The 22356-nt window shown below is 46.3% G+C and carries 21 protein-coding genes; 17 read left to right on the top strand and 4 right to left on the bottom strand.

Annotation, left to right across the window (positions count from 1 at the left end; translation table 11 throughout):
- Window positions 1–9: 9 nt before the first annotated feature.
- The 6 genes from J4772_RS31470 (at window position 10) to J4772_RS31445 (ending at window position 9945) form a co-directional block, all read left to right on the top strand.
- Window positions 10–1779, top strand: coding sequence for a sensor histidine kinase (locus tag J4772_RS31470; RefSeq protein ID WP_209072931.1), 1770 nt, complete (start codon window positions 10–12; stop codon window positions 1777–1779).
- Window positions 1769–3451, top strand: a complete 1683-nt coding sequence (locus tag J4772_RS31465) for a response regulator transcription factor (protein WP_209072930.1) — start codon at window positions 1769–1771, stop codon at window positions 3449–3451. The genes J4772_RS31470 and J4772_RS31465 overlap by 11 nt, the downstream gene beginning before the upstream one ends.
- A 121-nt stretch (window positions 3452–3572) precedes the next feature.
- Window positions 3573–5360 carry an extracellular solute-binding protein gene (locus tag J4772_RS31460; RefSeq protein WP_209072929.1) on the top strand — a complete coding sequence of 596 codons (1788 nt, stop codon included), beginning with the start codon at window positions 3573–3575 and terminating at the stop codon, window positions 5358–5360.
- A 98-nt stretch (window positions 5361–5458) separates the two neighbouring features.
- Window positions 5459–6349 carry an ABC transporter permease gene (locus tag J4772_RS31455; protein WP_209077557.1) on the top strand — a complete coding sequence of 297 codons (891 nt, stop codon included), beginning with the start codon at window positions 5459–5461 and terminating at the stop codon, window positions 6347–6349.
- Window positions 6350–6364: 15 nt separating this feature from the next.
- Entirely contained in the window at window positions 6365–7258 is an 894-nt protein-coding gene (locus tag J4772_RS31450; protein ID WP_209072928.1) for a carbohydrate ABC transporter permease, read from the top strand.
- A gap of 53 nt (window positions 7259–7311) precedes the next feature.
- Window positions 7312–9945, top strand: coding sequence for a glucosidase family protein (locus J4772_RS31445; protein WP_209072927.1), 2634 nt, complete (start codon window positions 7312–7314; stop codon window positions 9943–9945).
- 12 nt (window positions 9946–9957) lie between these two features.
- Here the strand turns inward: J4772_RS31445 and J4772_RS31440 are convergent, their stop codons facing one another.
- Both J4772_RS31440 and J4772_RS31435 read right to left on the bottom strand, forming a co-directional pair.
- Window positions 9958–10350, bottom strand: coding sequence for a type II toxin-antitoxin system death-on-curing family toxin (locus J4772_RS31440; protein WP_209072926.1), 393 nt, complete (start codon window positions 10348–10350; stop codon window positions 9958–9960).
- A 1-nt stretch (window position 10351) separates the two neighbouring features.
- Entirely contained in the window at window positions 10352–10615 is a 264-nt protein-coding gene (locus J4772_RS31435) for an AbrB/MazE/SpoVT family DNA-binding domain-containing protein (protein WP_209072925.1), read from the bottom strand.
- A 162-nt stretch (window positions 10616–10777) separates the two neighbouring features.
- Between J4772_RS31435 and J4772_RS31430 the strand changes: the two genes are divergently transcribed.
- The gene (locus J4772_RS31430) at window positions 10778–12010 is read left to right on the top strand and encodes a fibronectin type III domain-containing protein (RefSeq protein ID WP_209072924.1); all 1233 of its coding nucleotides are present in this window, start codon (window positions 10778–10780) and stop codon (window positions 12008–12010) included.
- A 64-nt stretch (window positions 12011–12074) separates the two neighbouring features.
- On the opposite strand, the gene J4772_RS31425 is transcribed toward J4772_RS31430, so the two are convergent.
- Window positions 12075–12623: a DUF7010 family protein gene (locus J4772_RS31425; protein WP_209072923.1), complete on the bottom strand. Its 549-nt coding sequence runs from the start codon at window positions 12621–12623 to the stop codon at window positions 12075–12077.
- A 316-nt stretch (window positions 12624–12939) separates the two neighbouring features.
- Between J4772_RS31425 and J4772_RS31420 the strand changes: the two genes are divergently transcribed.
- From J4772_RS31420 to J4772_RS31400, 5 genes are all read left to right on the top strand, one after another.
- The gene (locus J4772_RS31420; protein ID WP_247741248.1) at window positions 12940–13209 is read left to right on the top strand and encodes a response regulator; all 270 of its coding nucleotides are present in this window, start codon (window positions 12940–12942) and stop codon (window positions 13207–13209) included.
- A complete protein-coding gene (locus J4772_RS31415) occupies window positions 13202–13339 on the top strand; it encodes a hypothetical protein (protein ID WP_209072922.1) in 138 nt (45 codons plus the stop codon). The genes J4772_RS31420 and J4772_RS31415 overlap by 8 nt, the downstream gene beginning before the upstream one ends.
- Window positions 13340–13352: 13 nt before the next feature.
- Complete coding sequence (locus tag J4772_RS31410) at window positions 13353–13781, top strand: DUF3995 domain-containing protein (RefSeq protein WP_209072921.1); 429 nt, start codon at window positions 13353–13355, stop codon at window positions 13779–13781.
- 245 nt (window positions 13782–14026) lie between these two features.
- A complete protein-coding gene (locus J4772_RS31405; protein ID WP_209072920.1) occupies window positions 14027–14569 on the top strand; it encodes a DoxX family membrane protein in 543 nt (180 codons plus the stop codon).
- A 142-nt stretch (window positions 14570–14711) separates the two neighbouring features.
- Entirely contained in the window at window positions 14712–15395 is a 684-nt protein-coding gene (locus tag J4772_RS31400) for a Crp/Fnr family transcriptional regulator (protein WP_209072919.1), read from the top strand.
- 24 nt (window positions 15396–15419) lie between these two features.
- Here the strand turns inward: J4772_RS31400 and J4772_RS31395 are convergent, their stop codons facing one another.
- Window positions 15420–15824, bottom strand: a complete 405-nt coding sequence (locus J4772_RS31395) for a hypothetical protein (protein ID WP_209072918.1) — start codon at window positions 15822–15824, stop codon at window positions 15420–15422.
- 224 nt (window positions 15825–16048) lie between these two features.
- On the opposite strand from J4772_RS31395, the gene J4772_RS31390 reads away from it, so the two are divergent.
- From J4772_RS31390 to J4772_RS31370, 5 genes are all read left to right on the top strand, one after another.
- Window positions 16049–17815, top strand: a complete 1767-nt coding sequence (locus J4772_RS31390; protein WP_209072917.1) for a sensor histidine kinase — start codon at window positions 16049–16051, stop codon at window positions 17813–17815.
- Complete coding sequence (locus tag J4772_RS31385; RefSeq protein WP_116062887.1) at window positions 17808–18581, top strand: response regulator transcription factor; 774 nt, start codon at window positions 17808–17810, stop codon at window positions 18579–18581. Before J4772_RS31390 ends, J4772_RS31385 begins: the two co-directional genes overlap by 8 nt.
- A 96-nt stretch (window positions 18582–18677) precedes the next feature.
- Complete coding sequence (locus tag J4772_RS31380; RefSeq protein WP_209072916.1) at window positions 18678–20411, top strand: extracellular solute-binding protein; 1734 nt, start codon at window positions 18678–18680, stop codon at window positions 20409–20411.
- Between the two features lie 83 nt (window positions 20412–20494).
- The gene (locus tag J4772_RS31375) at window positions 20495–21436 is read left to right on the top strand and encodes an ABC transporter permease subunit (protein WP_209072915.1); all 942 of its coding nucleotides are present in this window, start codon (window positions 20495–20497) and stop codon (window positions 21434–21436) included.
- Window positions 21437–21453: 17 nt separating this feature from the next.
- Window positions 21454–22332 carry a carbohydrate ABC transporter permease gene (locus J4772_RS31370; protein WP_209072914.1) on the top strand — a complete coding sequence of 293 codons (879 nt, stop codon included), beginning with the start codon at window positions 21454–21456 and terminating at the stop codon, window positions 22330–22332.
- The last annotated feature ends 24 nt before the right edge of the window (window positions 22333–22356 follow it).

The raw sequence follows: 22356 nt of genomic DNA, 5'->3' as shown, positions 1-22356 counted from the left end.
GGAAACTTTATGAAGATGTTACTTACGTTATGGAAAAGGGGGATATTCAGAAGGCTGCTGTTTACCTTTCTTGTGGTCGTGATCCCAATTTGTTTGTTAGGAATCAATTTTTTTAATCTCGGAATGAGTGCAGTAAAAAAAGAGATTTCAAATTCCATACAGTCTCAAATCAACTTCTATTTCGAGAATTTCGAAAAGGAAATGGATAGGATAAAACTGCTTCAAAGTGATTTGATTAACGATGTAAATTTGAATAAGATTGCGAATCTACCTGAAACGATGAATCTATATGATCGGACGAGCGCGATTTTAAGTCTGCAACAAAGACTGTTGGCCATAAAGAACAGCAGTACCTATATCAAGGACGTTATCGTACTATTACCAACGAGCGAAGACGAAATTAAAATTACGGCCTCTAATGGCTTAAGCAAAATAACAAGCAACGATAGGGAGCTACTTAATAACATCCCGGACAAAAGACATAACTACTTTAGCTTCTGGGATAATAGGTTGTTCCTAAGCTTTTTGAGCCCTTTGGAATTTAATAAGAACACGAAATCATCCCCCTTTATTATAGCGGTTGAACTCACCGAGAAAGAAATAAGATCAGCCTTGAATCAATTCAACAATTATAAAGACAGTGGGGCTGTATTAATGAACCCTTTACACAATTATTTTCTTACGACGGATGATAACCCGATTGTTGAAATCCCGTTGAAACAATACTTGGGTGAACGAATAGAAAAGAAAAAAGTGGGCAACGATCTACTCGAAATAAAGGGTAAGGCGTATCAAGTGTTTTATGCATTATCTGCTCATTCAAATCTAGTGCTGGCTACGTATATTCCTGAAAAATTCATGTTTGAATCGTTGAAGGGTTACAGCAATTGGTTGTGGTTTTTCTCGATTACTTCCCTCATTATCATCATTTTATTTTCGTATTCAACTTATAAGTACATTCACAAGCCGATGCTAAAATTGGTTAGTTCCTTCAGAAAAGTCGAAAATGGCGATTTGAACGTATTCATTGAACATCATCATGAAGATGAGTTCAGGTATTTGTTTCAAAGATTTAATGTCATGGTTGAAAACACGAGGACGTTGATAGATCAGGTCTATAAACAGAAGATATTTGCTCAGAAGGCTGAATTGAAGCAGTTACAGTCGCAAATAAATCCCCATTTTCTGTATAATAGCTATTTCACCTTATACAGCATGATGGAGAATGAAGACCACGACAATTCCAAACGGTTTGCAAAACAGATCGGTGGATATTTTCAGTATATGACGCGCAATGCTTCCGATGAGGTGAGTTTTGCGGCTGAAGTGGCACATGCCAGGACGTATGCTGAAATTCAAGCCAGGCGTTTCCGTAACCGCATGCGTCTGGAGTTCGAGGATTTGCCGCCGGAATACGAGAACATCGTCGTACCTCGTCTAATTTTACAACCCCTTATAGAAAATGCGTATGAGCATGGTCTCGAGAACACATTGTCTGACGGCGTTGTAAAAGTCCGATTTACGGCAATGAATCAATTTCTGTATGTAATTGTTGAAGATAACGGATATGGAATGAGTGACTCAGATCTAGATATCCTTGCCAGTAAAATTTCAGGCGACGCGGATGTAGGAGAGATCACAGGGATCATGAACATCCACCAGCGAATCCGAATGAAATTCGGTCCATTAAGCGGCGTGGAAGCTTACCGAGGAAAAGACGGCGGACTAACGGTTAAGATCACCATGGAATTAGAAAGGGAGAGACGAAATGATGCTTAGCTTACTAATTGTGGATGATGAACAAGACATAGCAGACAGCTTGTATATGCATTGCAAGCAAATAGAGGTTATGGAACTGGATGTGTACAAGGCTTATTCGGCCAATGAAGCATTGGAGTGGTTGAACAGAACCAAAATTGATGTTGTCCTATCGGATATCCGTATGCCGGGGATGAGTGGGCTGCAGCTGCTGGATATTATCAAAGTGAAGTGGCCGAAATGCAAGGTGATTTTTCTTACAGGGTATAACGAATTTGATTATATATATGCAGCAACTAAAAACGACGGTGTCAAATACTTATTAAAGAGTGAAGGATATGAAGTAATCGTAAATGAAGTGCAAAAGGCATTCAAAGAATTTGAGTTTGCGATAGAAATGAATGAGCTCATCTATAATGCCAAAAATCAAATGCTACAGGCATTACCGCTGTTACAAAAAGAGTTTCTGCTCGACTTGTTGAATGGAGTGCCGTATTCCTTAGAAGAAATCGCTCAGCAGCTCGGTCATTTAGAAATTCAGTTGGATGCGTCTACTCCGTTATTATTGCTTGCAGGAAGCATAGATAAGTTCAATGCCAACAAAGTCAGCTTCGAAAGAACGCAAACGTATTTCAAAATTAAGCTTATCGTTGAAGAACTCCTTCACACCCAAGTCAGAACCTACTTAATCCTATACGATCATTCGACGCTTCTTTGGATTATTCAGCCGAACGGAGATGGAATGACATCGGGCACAGATGACAATCGGGCTGATACACAAGTGTTTGTAAAAGGAATGTTAGACAATATCCAGGCAGCTTGCAAGGACGTTGTGGATATTTCCTTATCCTTTGTTATAGATAATAGGCTTATCAGTTGGGAAGTCATCTCGGAAAGATTTTTTCATCTGAAGCAGTTATTGAACTTTCGAATCGGTACCGGATTGGACGGTTTTTTAGTTGACAGCGGCCTTATGCTGAATGAATTCGAAACATTTGCCCAAGAGGGCATAGAGGCTCAAAAGCTTTATTTTCAATTGAAAAAAATAAAAGAGCTTGGAGGACTTCTAGATAGCGGTAAACAAGATCAATTATTAATCGGATTATCGGATGCTGTGAATGGATTTAACAATATTGAAAGTAAAGACCATCATCCATCCTTGGAGCTATTTTACTCCATTTCGATCCTATTTCTATCGTACATTAACCGTTGGAACCTGATGGAGAAAATAGCATTGAAAATCAATATTAATAAGCTTACGCGCGCGGATGAACACTCGTCATGGAAAGATGCAGGCTCCTATTTTTTACAGCTGGCGAATGTGATTTTTGATATTCAAAGAAAAGAAGAAGATAAGCGCTCCGACGTTGCCGTATCGCACATCAAGAAATATATTATCGATCACTTAGGAGAGGATTTGACGCTTGTCTTGCTAGCCGAGCAAGTCCATTTCAATCCATCTTATCTTTCGCGACTCTTCAAGCAAGTTACAGGCAACAATATTTTCAACTTTATCAAAGAGGCTCGGTTGGCCAAGTCGAAGGAGCTTCTCATAAATAGCAACTTAAAAATTAACGAAATTGCCGCAGCTGTCGGGTATATCTCCGCACCTTATTTTACACGTTCCTTTAAAATGGCTACAAATATGAGTCCCCAGGAATATCGTGACCATAGCCTTAGCATGAACAAGTAAAGGGAAGGCAAGATTGTAAACGGTTTGTATATTATGCGATTCGCTAACTGCGAGTATGATTTATTTATAGCGTTGTGCACAACCTATGTCTCTGCCTTTACATTAAATTGGAGGTAATCGTATGTGGGGATTATTTGTCAACAAGAATAGAGTGGCATTCCTATCCGTATTGCTGATTGTCTCGCTTGTAGCCTGTACAAACAATACAAAGAATACGGCTACTAGCGAAACGGGGTCATCCGTTGTTGAATCGGCCGCTTCTGAAACCGCTTCCGCAACTGCTTCTGAAAGCGCTTCTTCTTCCGATCCATTCGGTAAATATTCGCCTCCCATCGAAGTGACAGGTTTTAAGGCGATTGGAATAAGTACAAAGTTCGAAGAGGGAGAAACCATTGATGACAACCGGTGGATTAGGGCTTATGAGGATGAGCTAGGCATCAAACTGAAATGGACATGGGCAGCAGATGAAGCAACTCAATACTACTATAACAAATTAAATGTATCTATTGCATCGGGTGAATATGCTGATTTTTTCGTTGTGAATTCCAAACAATTTAAGATGCTGGCAAATGATGGTCAGTTAGCGGATTTAACCGATGCCTTTGAGAAATACGCTTCCCCTCTTGTTAAAAAGTATATGAACGCTTTTCCTCAAGGCTTTGAGTCAGGGAAGCTGGATGGAAAGCTATTGGGGTTATCCCCTCAAGGAGATTATGCCGGTCAGTCCTTGATGATCTGGATTCGTCAGGATTGGATGGAGCAACTGGGGTTGCAACCACCGAAAACAATGGACGATTTTGTGAAAATAGCCGAAGCTTTCGCGAAACAGGATCCCGATAATAACGGGAAGGACGATACGTACGGATTGGCTGTAACGAATGCCTTTTTCGGTGGATTCCAAGGCGACTATTTGATGGGGGTAGCTTCACTTGAAGGCTTCTTTAATGGATATCATGCCTATCCTTCCATTTGGATAAAGGATGATAGCGGCCAGCTTGTCTATGGAAGCGTTCAACCTCAAATGAAAGATGCATTGATAAAGCTACAGGAGATGTTTAAAGCAGGGCTTATAGACAAGGAATTCGGGGTTAAAGACCCCGGTAAAGTCGTAGAGGACATTAATAAAAATAAAATTGGTATGAGTATAGGGATGGAGTGGAATACAGGCTGGCCGTTCGACGAAATGCTTAAAACGAACCCTAAAGCCATATGGAAGCCCTATCCATTGGTATCTATAGATGATAAGCCTGCCATGGCGGAAAATCCATGGCCAATATCCGGTTACATGGTTGCTAGTAAAGATAGTAAACATCCGGAAGCTTTAATCAAGATGCTGAACCTATATGTAAAGTATGTTGTGGATGAAAATAGAACGAAAGAAGATAGCAATAAATTTGAAAAATCGGAAGACGGTACGTATTTATACAGCTCCTACGCCCTTGCTGCCATGAATAATCCGGACTTGGCGATGAACGATTTTTACAAATTAAATACGGCTTTAAAGAATAAAAGCGATGAGACGCTTCGATATACCGATGGTCCTATGAAAGGCGAAATCAACAGTTTGTTGGAGAGCCAATATAAACAAGGACTGGCTTTTGTGGAAAAAGGGGATGTTTCCAACGGGAACCATCAGATTTATATGCAAAAAATGGCCGACGATGGCTCGTATGCCATACTTAAGCATTATAGAGACAATAATCTTTTAATGATTAACCAGATGCCTGGCGTGGGAACCGATACGCTCGTACAAAAGAAATCTACCTTGCTAAAGCTGGAGCAAGAGGTACTAACTAAAATCATTATGGGAGTACGCCCAGTGGATGACTTCGATAAATTCGTCGAGGACTGGAAAAAGCTTGGCGGAGACCAGATCACTAAGGAAGTTAATGAGACTTATAACAACTAATTTTGCAAAAGCGTAGATCATAATTCTTGGGAAAGGTCACAGTCTTGTTATCTTTCCCAAGTAATTATAACCAGAGAAGGTGATTAACTTTGCACAAAATGAAATGGATTAGAGAAATACCCTTGCACATGATGATTTTACCGGCCTTTATTTTTGTCTTTATTTATAGCTACATCCCCATGTTTGGAATTATTATAGCTTTTCAGAATTTCACGCCTGTAAATGGATTTTTGGGGTCGAAGTACGTCGGCTTGGATAATTTCAGATATATCCTTCAGTTTCCGGATATTTATCAGGTTTTATGGAACACGATATACATTGCGCTGATGAAAATTATCGGGAATTTAATCGTGCCTATCCTCATTGCTCTTCTACTGAATGAGTTAACCAAACAGTTTCACAAAAGAGCTTTTCAAACCATTGTGTACCTGCCTAACTTTCTTTCATGGGTCATTGTATCTGGCTTAATTATTGATATCCTGTCTCCTTCAGAGGGGATTGTCAACAAGGCGTTAAACTTTGTTGGCATTCAAGAAGTGTTTTTTCTCGGAGATCAAACCTGGTTTCCGTTCATTATGGTCATTACGGATATTTGGAAAAGCTTCGGATTTGGTACAGTTATCTTTCTTGCAGCATTAACGGGGATAGATCCGACCTTATATGAATCTTCAATTGTTGATGGTGCAAATCGGTGGAAGCAGACCCTTCACATTACTTTGCCGGGTCTCAAGCCTGTTATCATTCTCATGACTGTGCTCAGCCTGGGCAATATTTTGAATGCAGGATTTGAACAAATTTTCAATTTATATAACCCTATGGTGTATGCAACAGGGGACATTATCGATACTTTGGTTTACCGGCTTGGCATCGTTGATGCACAATATTCACCGGCAACGGCTGTGGGGCTATTCAAATCTGTCATTTCTTTTATCATGATTGCTCTTTCTTACAAATTAGCTGATAAATTTGCCAACTACCGTATTTTTTAAAGGAGATGTGCGAGTTTGCTTCACAATAATACCAAGGGTAGAAAGCTATTTATGGTATCGAACTACGTGATACTTATACTGGTATCCTTATCATGCTTGCTTCCATTATTGAATGTTTTGGCCATTTCGTTAAGCAGTAGTACAGCAGTTTCGGCAGGTGAGGTTTGGTTCTGGCCGGTGGAATTTACGACAAAATCCTATGAATATGTTGCAAGTACAAGTGCGTATATTAAAGCTCTAGGTGTCTCTATTCATAGAGTGGTTTTGGGTGTTGGGATTAATATGCTTCTAACGATATTGGCTGCGTACCCGCTATCCAAAGAAAAAAGCGTGTTTCGGTTGAGGGGACAATACGCTTGGTACTTTCTTATTACGATTCTTTTTTCCGGTGGGATGATTCCTACCTATATGGTCATTAAACAAACTTATCTGATTGATACGATATGGGCGCTGGTACTTCCTACGGCACTTCCTGTTTTCAATATGATTGTTCTACTGAATTTCTTTAGACAAATTCCAAAGGAGCTGGAAGAAGCTGCGCACATAGATGGGGCAGACCATTGGAAAATATTGTTCCGAATATACCTCCCATTGTCCACTCCGGCATTGGCAACATTAGTGTTATTCTGCTTTCTGAATCATTGGAATGCGTGGTTTGATGGTCTTCTATATATGAATAGGCCTCAACATTACCCTTTGCAAAGCTATCTTCAAACGATAGTTATTAATGTCGCTGCTCAAATACAAGCGATGTCGAGCAACGGAAGCGGCGGGTTATTGGATTTTGTTAATCAAAGGACCAATAAGAGCGCTCAAATCGTACTTGCTATGATTCCAGTCATTATAATCTATCCATTCCTGCAGAAGTATTTTACTAAAGGCTTGATTCTAGGAAGCGTGAAAGGATAGAAAATTGAAGGAAAGGACCCGTGATCGTGAACGAAGAAAGGGGACTTGGATAGATGGATGTGAATATCGCGGTGGAGTGGAGGAAGGGGCCTAGCCGGGGAACCGTCTCGACAACCGTTGGAACGATAAACGCGGCAATTGTACGGGGGAGTGGCAAGTCTGAAGGGGCTTGCTTCTCCACCGACGGAAGTCCGGCGCGGCTGGAAGTAACGTTGCAAACGGAGGATGCGAAGGACTTGCGGTCCATCCTGGTGAAGATCGATACGCCGGAGCACCCGTTCAGCTTTTTTCTACGGGATGTGAACAAGGCCTATCCGATCTACATACCCGCTTACGGAGTCGCCGTCACACAAGCCGACGATGATCGGACTTACGAGCAAATCGAGCTCGACATCAAGGCGATGAACCTGGTTACCGAGCTACAACGGATTGAAGTCGAGCCGGAGGAAACCTTCGCGAATGCAGCCGCCCATACCCGCGAGCTCGCTTCGCAGACATGGCTCGGGTTGTCGCGCGATATTCGGATTTTCGGCGTCGGGTTTCGCGGCGTCGGCGGAGAGGAAAGGCTGTGGGATTGGGTGCAGCCGAGATTTCACGGTCACGAAGTGACGCTGCCGGAGAACGAGGACAAGCCCGTCTGCTACCGGTATATGCTTGGCCGAGGTGTTGGCTGCGTGGAAGGCGTCTCCCGCGGGCTCGAAGACGGATCGCTCCCCATCCTGCACGCATCTATCCAGGATAACGACGTAGTCTACGACACGGTATCTTTTGTCTCCTACGAAAGCAGCCCTTTGAATGCCGATACGTTAAGGGGCACTCATTATTTGGCCGCCGACGGCTTCGGCCACTTTCATATGTTGACGGAAGAGCAGACGGCGCTGCGGGAACGGATCCTTCCGCAGGAGATGAACCGGGAAGAGGAGACGGTGCTTTACTTCCGGGCGGTAGCCACGAACCAAGCGCGAGTGCCCAGATACGCTTGGTTCAAGAACGTTGTTCCCAACGCATTCGTCCTGAACGACGACAAGCAATACGAGTTCGACGGAGATAACGGGTTCGTCAGCTACTCGGAGGAGCGGGTTTGCTGCGTATCCAAGCTGGGCGGACGGCCGCTTGGAACGGAGGAGACGGCCTTTCTCCTTCCTCCGGGAGAATCGGTCACGTTTGAATTTTATTTGCCTCACCGTCCGATCTCCAAGGAACGCGCCGAAGGGTTGAGCCGGCAGTCTTTTGAAGACAGATTGGCGGAGTGCCGCGCGTTCTGGCAGAAGAAGCTTTCCCAGGCGGCGTCGATCAAGCTTCCCGAGCCGCGGATCGAAGAGATGGTCAAGGCCGGATTGCTCCATCTCGATCTCGTCTCCTACGGCCTGGAGCCCGTCGGAACGATCGTTCCGACGATAGGCGTCTATACGGCGATCGGCTCGGAGAGCTCGCCGATTATCCAATTCATGGAGTCTATGGGCTGGAATGACGTTGCGGAGAGAGCCTTGCAATTTTTCTTGGATAAGCAGCACGAGGACGGTCTGATGCAAAACTACGGCGGCTATATGCTGGAAACGGGAGCCGCATTATGGAGCCTCGGAGAGCATTACCGGTATACCCGAGACGAAGATTGGATTCTTAACGTAAAGGACCACCTGCTAAAGGCGTTCGATTATCTGGCGAAGTGGAGAGACCGCAATAAAACGGAGGAGCTGCGAGGCAAAGGCTACGGCATGCTGGAAGGGAAGACGGCGGATCCGGAAGACCCGTTCCGTTCCTTCATGTTAAACGGGTATGCGTATATGGGGATGAGCCGGTTGGCGGAGATGCTGAGGAACGTCGATCCCGACAGTTCCGCGCGAGTAGAAACCGAAGCGCAAGCGCTGAAGGAGGATATCCGTCAGGCTTTGTTCGCCGCGATGAGGAGTTCACCGGTCGTTCCGCTTGCCGACGGAAGCTGGGTGCCGACCGTCCCTCCTTGGGTGGAGCACAGAGGACCGCTTTCCGTGAACGGGGAAGGAGGCAAATGGCTGACGCACGGTTCGGTCGCCGCTCGGGATTCTCTTCTCGGCCCGCTCTACCTCGTTTTTCAAGAGGTTGTTCGTCCGGACGAAGCCGCAGCGGAATTCATGTTGAATTATCATCATGAATTGATGTGTACCCGCAACGTCGCGCTAAGCCAGCCTTACTACAGCATTCATCCTTGGGTGCATCTGAAACGCGGCGAGGTCAAATCGTTCCTGAAAGCCTACTATAACGGCTTCGCCGGATTGGCGGACCGGGAGACATATACGTTCTGGGAGCACTTCTGGCACGCCAGCCCGCACAAGACGCACGAAGAAGGCTGGTTCCTCATGCAAACCCGTTGGATGCTTTATATGGAAGACGGGGAGGAGCGGTTGAACTTGCTGCCGGGAATTCCGAGCCAATGGCTGGAGGACGGCAACGTAATCGAATTGGACGGAATCGCAACTTATTTCGGAGCCGTCTCGTTGCGCGTAGAATCGAATTTGGAACAAGGAACGATTACCGCGAAAGTCGTCTGTCATTCGGACAGAAAGCCGAGTCTCGTCAGCATCCGACTCCCGCACCCGGAAGGCGCGGTTCCCTCGCGAACGATGGGCGGTTCCTATTCCCCTTCGCGACAAACCGTCTTGATCGAACGATTCGACGGGAAAGCCGAAATTACGCTGTGGTTCGATTAACCGAGAATAATGTTACATTTTGCTATGTTCACGTTTGATGGCGGAAAGCTGCTGGAAAGTATAATGGTGGTTTACCATGTCAACCGTCAGATCCTCAGCATGTTTTTGATCCATGACAAAATGGTAGCCGTTATATCGAATGAAAATGACGAGAGCTGTAAAGGCCGTGCGCTTGTTTGCGTTATGAAAGGGATGATTCTGCCCGAGTGACTCGAAAAGAGCAGCAGCTTTGTCGAATAGAGTGGGGTAGGCGTCATCTCCAAAGGCTGAGGATTGCGGCCGTAAAACAGCGGATTCAAGCAGACTGCTACTTTTGACGCCTATTTGTTCACCAGGGCTATATTTTTGAATTACAGCTACGTTAATTGCGATGACTTCTTGAACGGATAGGTAACGAATGTCCATGTTAGCGATCCTTCAGACCCTTTAATGTGTCATCGTAATCTTCCATGACTTGAGACAATGTATCAAGAAAATCAGAGCTGATTCCGGCCGGCAACTGGACTTTACGAGCTCTGCGAATGATGATTTCGCCATTCTCTTCTTTAACGTCGATAGACACTGTATCGCCAACTTCAAGTCCGATTTGTTTCAACGCTTCGGTCATCGTAATGCCGAGGCTGTTGCCGAATTTAGTTACTTTACGTTCCATCTCAATCCCCTTACTCATCAATTATTCCCCCTTATTATACTGTTTAACTGTTATTACAATTATACATGGAAAAGTGAAATTGATAAAGCGGGGCGGATGGAGAGATCGACCTGGGACAACTCAATGTCATACGATTGCCACCTACTAGTGAAAGTAATAAAAACTACTGGAGGTAGACGGGTGAAAAAGAACATATGTGTATGGCTAGGTTTGATGCTGATCTTCGGCTTGTTCGTTCCTGCAACGCAGATCTATGCCGCAATGGGCGGACTATTGAATGGTAAAGAAGGCTATTATACGACGTGGCCGGGGCAATATGACAGCCGTGCAACGGATAATGATCTGCAAACTTCTGCGGATATCTATGCGGGGTCTATTCTGGAATGGGGATCGTCGCCGGTGACGATTACGAGCTACAAGTCGTTTTTAACCGAGGGGAGGGCCAGATTAACTTTCTATAACGGGTTGAGACAATTTTTATACTCGGAGGAGATCGAACGCACCTCTGCGATTCAAACGGTGCACTTACAGGTGCCGGTTAGAAACGTTGTCTATATCCATATTGAGAATATCGATCCTAACCTGAACGCAGCTCGACTATATGAGTTCGATGTATTCGGTGCGCTTACCCAACCTCCGATTGAGGATCTTGCGGCCACTGCCGAAGACCGAAAGGTAACCCTGAGTTGGTCCACGCCCAGCGTGACGGAAGCCACATACGCCTATATCAAACGTTCGAAAATTCCGGATGGTCCTTATGTTCATATCGGGACCTCGACATCCAACTCTTACGAAGATCGCACTGTCACGAACGGGACGACTTATTATTATGTCGTGACCTATATCATGGAGGGAAGAGAGAGCGAGAGATCGAACGAAGTGTCGGTTGTACCGAAAATAAGCCCGCCTCAAAATCTGCAAGCTCGCGGCAACGATGCGGAGGGAACGATTTCCTTGGATTGGGTGTCCGTGACCGGCGCAACGTACTATAAAGTGAAACGATCGGTCTACGAGGAAGGGCCGTACATCACCGTTGCCAAGAGCGTCTATGGGACTACGTACACTGATAGTAAGGTCGACTCGAACACTCCTTATTACTACGTAGTCACGGCAACGAACGATCTCGGGCAGGAAAGCGCATATTCGAACGAAGCCTCTGCCCAAGTAGGCGGGACAACTTCGACGGGGGCGCTTCTGACGATCTACCTGCTGGGCGGCCAGATCAAGGAATACGAGCTTTCCGAAGCCGAGCTTAGCGCTTTCCTCGCCTGGTACGATGCCAAGGATGCGGGAGTCGGCCCCGCTAAATACAAGTTCACTAAGACATGGAATCAAGGTCCGTTCGCCATGCGCAGCGAATACGTGATCTTCGATAAGATTCTGACGTTTGACGTGGACGAGTATGATAGGTGAACCACTTCATAAATTAAAAGCCCGGGGGCTTCGGCTCCCGGGCTTTGTCTATGTTGTGCTAGAATTAATTCGTTTTTTGTAATTCTTTGCGCAGCAGAATGGCTAAAGAAATTACACCAATTTCAACAATTACGGGTATAAAACCAACACTTAGTCGTAAAAAAACAAGCCCTACCAAAATGGCTAAGCAAATAAAAATACAAACAATCCTATAGCCTTTTGATTGATAAAAAAAGGAATAGGGTAGTAAATGTGCGCCGTAAATGACGGCATATGCCGGCAGTACTAGCGTGGGAGCCTTAATTAGAAGGAAGACGCAAATAATTAAGTATAACACTTGATTGTTTGTGGCAATAAGTAGTCCGTTAATCATGGGATTTTCTTTATAAAATAAATTTACCTTTAGTATTTTTGCCCAAATGGTGGATATCGGAAACAACAGCGCTCCGCAAGACAGCGTAATGATGTTTTTTACCATTAGATCTAGCGAACTGAATGTAATTATAGTGATAATTCCCCAAATACATATCGACGCTAAAATAAAGGGTAAGCCTTTCTTTTGTTTACTTGAAATGTCATCAAGCAAAACTTGTAAACTGCTGTGACTGTTCATGTTGATCTCCTTTAATTTTATGTAGTCATGCGATCTTATAGTATAGCACAGATAATTCCAGCCTCCTATCATCAACGAAGACGCTTTAGTGTCATACAACCTTTGATTTTGGTCGCTTTGTACGAATTTTCGTACAAATGTTCGTTGATCGGGACTGATATGAGCTACGTTGTACGGTTTTTCGTACAAACGTCCGTCTCTTGAGCCTAATTCGAGCTGCGTTGTACGGTTTTTCGTACAAACGTCGTTTGAGCCTGATCCGGGCTGCGTTGTCCGATTTTCTATTGCGACACCGGAGGTTGAACAATTGCCGCCGATGCAATATGATGCCGATAGATGGAAGTCGTTGAAGAGGGGCGTGGCGGAGATGCATAAGGTACTTATTGTCGACGACGAGAAGGAAATACGCGAGGGGCTGAAGACGGTCTTCCCGTGGGCGGAGTGCGGAGTGGGCGAGGTCTATACTGCGGAAGACGGTGAAGAGGCCTTACTGTTAGTCGAACGGCTCGATCCGGACGTGATCGTGACGGACATTAAGATGAATCGAATTTCGGCTGAAAACGTTGGATCTGGAATGGATGCTTGAGGATCGAATGGTTCTGATGGCGGCGGAAGTGGACGATGCGGCGGCCTTGGAACAGAACAAACGATATAAGCGGGAGAAAGAACTGATTTCGTTCGCCATCGGCGACGGGATATTCTTATCAGATAGATAAGGGAGGCGTTCACATGATAGAGGTCATTGCCTGGATCGTTGGAGGAATCTTATTTCTGCTTAGCGGAATTCATTGGTATTGGGCGGCGGGAGGAAGATGGGGAGGCGAAGCCGCGGTTCCAAGCAACGGCAAGGCTCCATTGTTTCGGCCTTCCAAGACCGCTACAATCCTCGTTGCTGTGGCTTTGGCTCTGGCCGGATGGTTTGTTCTGGAGGCTAATGAAGCTGTGGAGTCGTTTCTTTTCTCGGAGTGGCTGCTACGGTATGGAGGCTGGGCATTATCTGTCGTATTTTTATTGCGAGCTATTGGGGATTTCCGCTGGGTCGGTTTCTTTAAGAAGCCAACGAACACGTTATTCGCCAAATGGGATGCACAGTTGCATAGTCCGCTATGTCTCTTCCTAGGAGTTTGCCTTGCCGCGGTTCAGTTTCTGAGTCGATAAATTGAGCGGAGTGGGGCGATCAAATGTGGCATAAAAATGAACATGATCCACTTTGTGATTTTAATCACAAATTAAAATCGCAACTGGACGTACAATAAAGCCATGAAAGACAAACACAAAGCCAACGAGGAAGGTGATCCCGATGTCTCCCAAACGATCTCGAACATCGGCGAACAAGCAGCAGCTAACGGACGCATAATCGAATCAGTTCAAATAAACCTACACCCAATTGAGGAGTGAGTGACATGATGAAGCTTTGGAGAGAAAACCGCATTGCGGCTATCATCGTAACGATCGTCAGATTCGTAGTCGGATATGCTTGGTTAACGGCAGGCTGGCATAAAATTACCGGAGCAACGCCGTTTAACGCAGGGGGGTTCCTGAACAACGCCGTTAACAACCCGGTCATCGACAAGGCGACAGGGGAGGCGGTCTACCCGACCTACCAAGCGTTCCTGGAACATTTTGCACTGCCGAACGTAAAGATCATTAACGTCTTGATCCCTTGGGGCGAATTCCTCGTCGGACTTGGACTTATACTCGGAACGTTAACGCTGACCGCCGCCTTCTTCGGACTCATGATGAACTTCATGTTCCTCTTCGCCGGAACCGTAAGCACGAACCCTTGGCTGCTGCTCCTCGGAATGCTGGTCGTCGTCGCCGGAACGAACGCCGGACGCTTCGGACTTGACCGCTACGTGCTCCCGCTGATTCATAAGGGCACCGACCGTCTCTTCCACCATAAGCCGAAAAATCCGACAACCGGCGAAGGGGCGCTAGCCAAATAACAAGTAAGCTCCATTCCCATCTCCCATAGCCTGATGCCAAGAGGCGCCTCCGATATCCGGAGCGCCTTTTGCGCATTCGTCGAAGCTTTTTCAACTCTTCGCGATATTAACCGTTATAATGGTTATAACGGAGGTGGCAAGGATGAATCCACAATTATTGCGTGATTTTCCGCTTTTCGAGCAGCTTAACGATGAACATCTAGCCGAGATTTCTAAGCTGTGCAGCATATGCAATTACTCCAAAGGCGAGTATATTTTCTTGGAAGGCGATGAAGGGGAAGCGCTCTATCTGGTGATATCGGGAGTCGTTCAAATTTATCAAAATAACCATTCCAGGGACATCATTCTTTCTATATTTAGAGAAGGGGACTATTTTGGAGAGATGGCTTTGCTGCAAAATGAAAGGGAACACTCCGCTTCTGCAAGAACAATCGAGAAGTCCACGCTTTGTATTTTGAAGAAACGTCATTTCATTCCCTTGGTTAAAAGCAAGCCCGAAATCCTGATTGGCATTCTGGAAACCACCTTGGAGCGCCTTCGCGGTGCCAATAAATTAATCACGGATTTGACCATTCACGATGCGCGCACGCGTATTGCCCGTATGCTGCTGCGATTAGCAGAGCAGCATGGCGTGCCCTTTTCCGGCGGCATTTTAATTGATTTGAAGCTGACGCATCAGCATTTGGCGGATATGACGGGAACGGCTCGCGAGACGGTGACGAAATTGCTGCTTGAATTCCAGAACGAGCAGCTAATCCGTATCGATCGGAAGAAAATCAGCGTTCGCAACATAGACAGTCTTAGAAATTTATTAGAGCCGACTTGAGGACTGCTCCTCCTCCCAATGTTGTCAGGTTAGGCGAACGGTGAGCGACCTTCGCATCCCGGCCCGGGTCGCGTCGAGGCACATTTTTGGCCTTCGCTCCCCGGCTCGGGCCATCCGCTCGAATTCGCCCGCGTAACGGTCCGCCAGACCGTTAGAAGCGGTCATCCGCTCGAATTCGCCCGCGTAACGGTCCGCCAGACCGTTAGAGGCGGTCACCCACTCGATTTCGCCCGCGTAACGGTCTGCCAGACCGTTAGAGGCGGTCGCCCACTCGATTTCGCCCGCGTAACGGTCTGCCAGACCGTTAGAGGCGGTCGCCCACTCGATTTCGCCCGCGTAACGGTCTGCCAGACCGTTAGAGGCAGTCTTCCACTCGATTTCGCCCGCGTAACGGTCCGCCAGACCGTTAGAGGCGGCCCATCCGCTCAATTTTGCTCGCCCCTCTTATCTCTAACAGTTCCTCCAAAATCAGAAGTGTTCGGGTTGACGGATTTCACTAACCCAACCCGCTTATTTTAGTTCGTATTGTATTTGGAATGCTTTCGTTTATGTTATATTAACTTACGTTTATACTGTCGATAATCCCGCTTTTGTTTTTTACGAGCGTAATGAGACTGCGAACTATACTATGCATAATCAGGGGGGAGAGAACGTTGAATTTATTTGAGAAGCGTCCGATTAAGCTCCAACTGCTGGTTGTTTTTGTTATGTTTTTGCTTGTGACGGTCCTCGTAATGGCTTTGACCTTTAACCAGTCGAAGAAGATGCTTTACGAGAAAAACCGCGAATATTCTGCCGAGCTGTTGGACAAGGTTACGCAATATATTCAATCCCAGTTAGACAATATCGATAGTGTGGTCAAAAATACGATTTATAACCCGGAGATCCATCTGTATCTGCAAACGGAAGACGTGCTGGAAAAGATGGACTTTTTTCGTAAGGTAGATTCCCATGTCGCTCTAGTCACCCAAGTGCAGAATGGCATAAATAGCATGACTGTCATTGGCGATAATGGAAGCAACTTTAACTATATGTCGGATCCGTACAAGAGACAGGCGGTTATGGAAACGATTGATGAGATCTCGCAGATGAATGACAGTCGGTCCAAGCTGTATTACGCCGGCTTCAGAACGATCGTCGCGAACGGGAGCGAGCAGAATTTCTTCATGCTGGGAGCGGAAATTCGCAATGTCGTTCCAGTCAAACATCTCGGGTATATGGTTGCTATTCTGGATCTGGACGCCTTGTTTCCCCAATTCGATACGATGCTTGAAAACGGTTTCGGAAATTTCTATGTGCTAGACCGGAACGGAATTGTCAGTGCCGGAAACGATAGCGCGATGCTTGGAAAAAGGCTGGACCTTACCGAATGGAACAGCGACGGACGATATGTTGTCCAGTCGGCGGATGTGCCGGAGATCCAGGGCAAAGTGGTCAACATCTATTCGAAGTACGATTTGCAGCGCGGTTTGGAGAAGGTCTGGAAGACATATTTATGGATATTTGCACTGGTTGTTCCATTCATGCTGTTCGTGCTATGGGTGATCAACCGCAATCTGATCGACCCGATCCGCACATTCATGCGCTTCGTTCAAATCAGACAAGTCAAAAATATTTATTATCATCAAATGAGATTGCAAATGACCGGTTACTACGAGATTACGGTAATGGCTGACAAATTTAACGAAATGCTTGACGAAATCGGCAACTTAACGAATGAGGTCGTTGCCTCGAAGACCCGTATAATGTCCCTCGGGCTGATGAAGAAGCAGGCGGAGCTTGCCTATTTAAAGCAGCAGGTAAATCCGCATTTTCTGTACAATATGCTGGAATCGTTCAAGGGGATGGCTAGCGAGACCGGAGCGAACGACTTGCTGGACCACATTACTGCCTTGGGTCGAATGCTGAGATACAGTATCAAAGGCCACGAAGAAGTGACATTCAAACAGGAGCTGGATATCGCGAAATCCTACATCCAGCTGCAGTTGTTCCGATTCGACGACCGATTCGAAGCTCAGATCGATGTCGAGGAATCGGTTCTCTCTTGCTGCGTCATCAAGATGATTTTGCAGCCTATTCTGGAGAATGCGATTACGCATGGCTTGGAGAATCGGATAGATAAAGGACATCTGCATCTTGAGGGCCGAATGAAGCCGGATGGCGATATCGTGATTCGGGTGAGGGACGACGGAGTCGGCATGAGCGAGGAGAAGCTTGCATCCATCCGCATGGACCTTGCCGCCGGAGACGAGTTTCTTGAGAGGGACCGGAATAAGGAGCATCTCGGAATTGTCAACGTGCACAACAGACTGCGGACGATGTACGGAGACGAGTACGGGCTCGGCATTAAGAGTGCCCCGGGTTTAGGAACGGAAGTCAGCATACACATTCCAGGACGAAGAGGTGTTCCTCATGTATAAGGTGATGTTGATCGATGACGAGAAATGGGTGGTCAAAAGCCTGAATAATATGATCAATTGGCAAGCGCACGGTTTTCATATCGTGGACACAGCCTTTAACGGTATCGAGGGATACGAGAAAATTGCGCAGCATTCGCCGGATCTTGTATTTACCGACATCCGCATGCCAGGCATGGATGGATTGGAATTGATAAGAAGGTGCGTAGAACGGGGAGATCGTGCGGATTTTATCATAGCGACGGGCTACAAGGATTTTGATTACGCGAAGAAGGCGATCCAATATGGGGCAATTAACTATTGCCTTAAGCCGTTTGAAAAGGCGGAGATCAAAGAGGCGCTGGACAAGTTCAGCGAGAGACAGCTGGCTAAAAAGGCGATCCAACGAACGGAAGCTGCGGATTTCCCTACGCTCCTGCATTCCGCCCGGGAACCGAAATCTAACGATACGACATATGGCAAAATGATTGCGTATATTGACGAACATTTCCATGAGGACTTGTCGCTTCAGAGCGTTGCCGACGAGCTTAACCTGAATATAAGCTATGTGAGTCAACTGTTCCGCAAGGCGGGCAACGATACGTTCCTGCAATACTTGACCAGTAAGCGAATCGCGTATGCGTGCGGGCTTCTTCGAGATACGTCGCTTTCGGTACAGGAGGTTGCGTACGAAGCGGGGTACATCAATTATTTCCATTTTGCTCGAGTATTCAAGAAAATAACAGGTTTCTCTGCTACGGAATATCGCGAGGATCATCTAAAAAAATGATATAAAACAGCTAATGTATAGCGATATGAAAGCTAGCACGGATTCGATAAGCTTTTAATTGTAAGCGCTATACTTAAAATTTCTGGGGGGATACAGTTGAAGGCGTTATGGAAAATGGGGTTGTCTGTCGTTATCGTTCTAAGTCTTGTTGCGTTAGCTGCGTGTGAGTCCGGTTCCAAATCCGGTTCTTCTCCGTCCACATCGAGTCAAAGCGCCGGGCAAGGAGAATCAGGGAATGAGGCTGCAAAAGAGGAGTATGTCATTAAAGTCCTGACCCAATTGGCCATCAAACAGAAAAGAAGCGATGAAACCGAAATCGGCCAAATCATTAAGGACAAGTTCAATCTCGTATTCGAATTTGTCCAAACTCCGGGGAATATGGTGGACAAGCTGAATTTGATGTTGGCCGGCGGGGATTACCCGGAAATCGTCGCCATATCGGACAACGTCACATTCGATAAATATGCCAGAGCGGGCGCATTGCGGCCTCTGGACGATTTCGTGAAGAGCGCGCCGGAATTCGCGGAAAGATACAAGGTGCAGATTCCGTTATGGAAATTGGCAGGACCCGACGGGAAGCTGTACAAATGGGAAGGCGGCGTACCTCAGAACTTCGAGAACTTGGTAGAAGTCAACGATGTCGGCGTACGAATCGATGCGCTCAAGCAACAGGGCTGGCCGAATCTGGTTTCGACTGACGATTATATCCGTTTTTTGAAGCAAGCGCTGAAGGATAATCCGACGACGAACGGACAGAAAACGATTGGTATGGTTGTGCCTTTCGGCGAGCCGTGGGGAATTCAGGGCGTTTCCGGAATTATGTACGAGAAGGGCGGAAGATATTTCGCTGCGGCGGGCAATCTCGGGGTCGTGTGGAATGACGCGGAGCAGAATTTCGAGGATTATATGCTGAACGAATATGTCAAAGAAGGCCTGCAATTCTTTAACGATTTGTATCGCGAGGGCATTCTGGATAAAGATTCATTCACGGATAAAGCGGATCAAGTACAAGAAAAGTTGAACAGCGGCAGAGCTTTATCGACATGGTATTACGTGTGGGGGCTAGGGGATTCCAATCAAGGGCTCATTAAAGCCGGTCACCCGGAAATGCAATACATCAATATGCCGGTTCGAAGCATGACGCAGGTCGAACGGAACGAGAAACGGTTAATTCGCGTGGAAGACAGTAGGCCGAACGCCATGTACGCGATTACCAAGAATGCCAAGCATCCTGAGCGCATTGAGGAGTTGCTTGCCTGGGTGGCTACAGAGGAAGGGAAGCTGCTCCTGCAGTCGGGTATCGAGGGCAAGCATTACACAATTCAGGATGGCAAGCGCACCCCTACGGAAGCTTACCTTGATGCGTTGAAAGATTCGGAAAAGTATAACGCAATCGGGTTCGACCTGTTTAACTTCCTTGGCAATGTAGCGACGAATGCCCCAGATGGCAGTCCTTACAGCTTGAATCAGGATCCGGCAATCCGAGATGATCTGACGCTTACGCCCGAGGCGAAGGATGCTTTTCATCAACTAGGTTGGTCGAGCTCGAAAGATTACTTCCTGGAAACGGGAGTATCGGCTCATACCGGCGTGATTTCGACAATCTCGCTCGACACCACTTCGGAGATCGGCGCTTTGCAGCAGAAAATGGTCGATTTCCGCGTGAAAAACTCTGCGAAGCTGATTGTTGAACCGAAAACGGATGAGCAATTCGAATCGTTGTATCAATCCATCGTCGCCGAATATATGAAGCTTAACCCGAACGAAGTCGTGGACGAATACAACAGGCTTTATCAGGAAAAGGTTGGTCTATTAGCTCAGTATAAATAAGGAAGCCGCTGAAAGGGAAATGGAGGATCGGGGCAAAGAATTCGATCCTCTATTTCCGCTCAACGGACAGAGAGGGACGTTTCATGGGAAATACGATTGCACCTGCAAGGAAGCGTAAAGTGATGGCAACGTTCGTCAAGCAACGGTATCTGTTCCTGATGCTGCTGCCGGCGTTTGTATTGGTTTTCCTGTTCTCCTATATCCCTTTGTCAGGGTGGATCATCGCTTTTGTCAATTACCGGCCGGGGAGCGACTATTCTTCGCTGGAATGGACGGGACTGCAGCAATTTACGAATTTCTTTGCGAAAAGCAGCGACTATATCTATTTGCTGCGCAATACGCTGGCTATGAATATCGGATCGCTCATTACGAACTTGGTGACCGCGTTTATATTCGCCTTGTTAATGAATGAAATCCGGGTAAGGTTTTTCGGGAAGCTGATTCAGACCATTACCTTCTTTCCCTTTTTTATCTCCTGGGTCATTATCTACTCGTTCTCCAGCGCGCTGTTCGCCACTTCGGCCGGCGCCATTAACGAGACGCTTGTCGGATGGGGGATCGTTGAAGAGGGATTCAATTTTCTGGGAGATCCAAAGTACGCCTGGGTGTTCATGATCGCACTGGGTGCATGGAAATATCTCGGATATAACAGCGTTATTTTTATTTCCTCCATCGCGTCTATATCGAACGAGTACTACGAAGCGGCGCAAATAGACGGAGCGAACCGTTTTCAACGGATGTGGTACATTACGATTCCGGGTATGATTTCGACCTTAATCGTCCTGCTTATACTGAACAGCGGCTGGATTTTGAATTCGAATTTCGAGCAATTCTATTTATTCACGAATCCGACCAATTGGGAGAAGATGGAGGTTCTCGATATTTATATTTACAAGTACGGCCTTCAACTGCTGAATTTCCCCTATGCGACAGCGGTCGGCATTATGAAAACATTTGTCAGTCTCATCCTCATTGTCGCAGTGAATGCCATTTCGAAAAAAGCGACGGATAAGGCAATCTTCTAACAAGGCAGGCAAACGAGATGAAAGAACGATCTTTAAGCGGTACTGCATTCGATTTATCCAATCAGTTGTTTATGTTGATCATCCTTGCGGTTATGATCATCCCGTTCATTTACATCTTCAGCTACTCCCTAAGCAGCCCCAATATGCTGAAGGGGGGGCTCGTATTGTGGCCGGAGGGATTCACGTTAGACTCGTTCAAACGAGCATTCGCGTATCCCGCCGTATTAAACGGGGCGTTCATTTCGATCGCACGAAGCATACTTGGGCCGGCGATTATGCTATTTATTACCTCGATGGCCGCATACGTCGTGTCCCGGCCTGATCTGCTCGGCATTAAATTTTTTCGCAGGTATTTTATTTTTACCTTGTATTTTTCGAGCGGCATCATTCCCATGTATTTATTGATGGGCTTTCTCCATCTGAAAGGCACCTTTCTGATCTATGTGATACCTGGCGCCATATCGGTATTTAATATGGTGCTCATCAAAACCTATATCGAGGCTTTGCCGAAGGAACTATCCGAGGCTGCGGTTGTGGACGGGGCAAACGATATCAAGCTGTTTTTCAGGGTCATTTTCCCTATCTGTACCCCTGTTTTTGCCGCGGTTGTCCTATTCGATTGCGTCAATCAATGGAACTCGTTCATGGATGTGCAAATCTACAATACGATGTATCCGCAGCTGCATTCTCTGCAATACGTGCTATATAACATGCTGAATCAATTTTCGACGATTGAGCAGCTGCAGGAGGCAGGGAATAGACAGATGGGCTCGATCACGCCGCAGACGTTCAAAATGGCGATCACCGTGATTACCATCTTGCCGATCGCCTGTGTATATCCTTTTTTGCAAAAGTATTTTATTAAGGGATTGTTGATTGGTTCCATCAAGGGCTAGCCGGAAAAATGGAGGGACACATTC

It is taken from the genome of Cohnella sp. LGH (assembly GCF_017671885.1).
In the GTDB taxonomy this organism is placed as follows: Bacteria; Bacillota; Bacilli; order Paenibacillales; family Paenibacillaceae; genus Cohnella; species Cohnella phaseoli.
The sequence above is the reverse complement of the archived record's forward strand: the minus strand, read 5'-3'. Positions and strand labels throughout refer to the sequence as shown.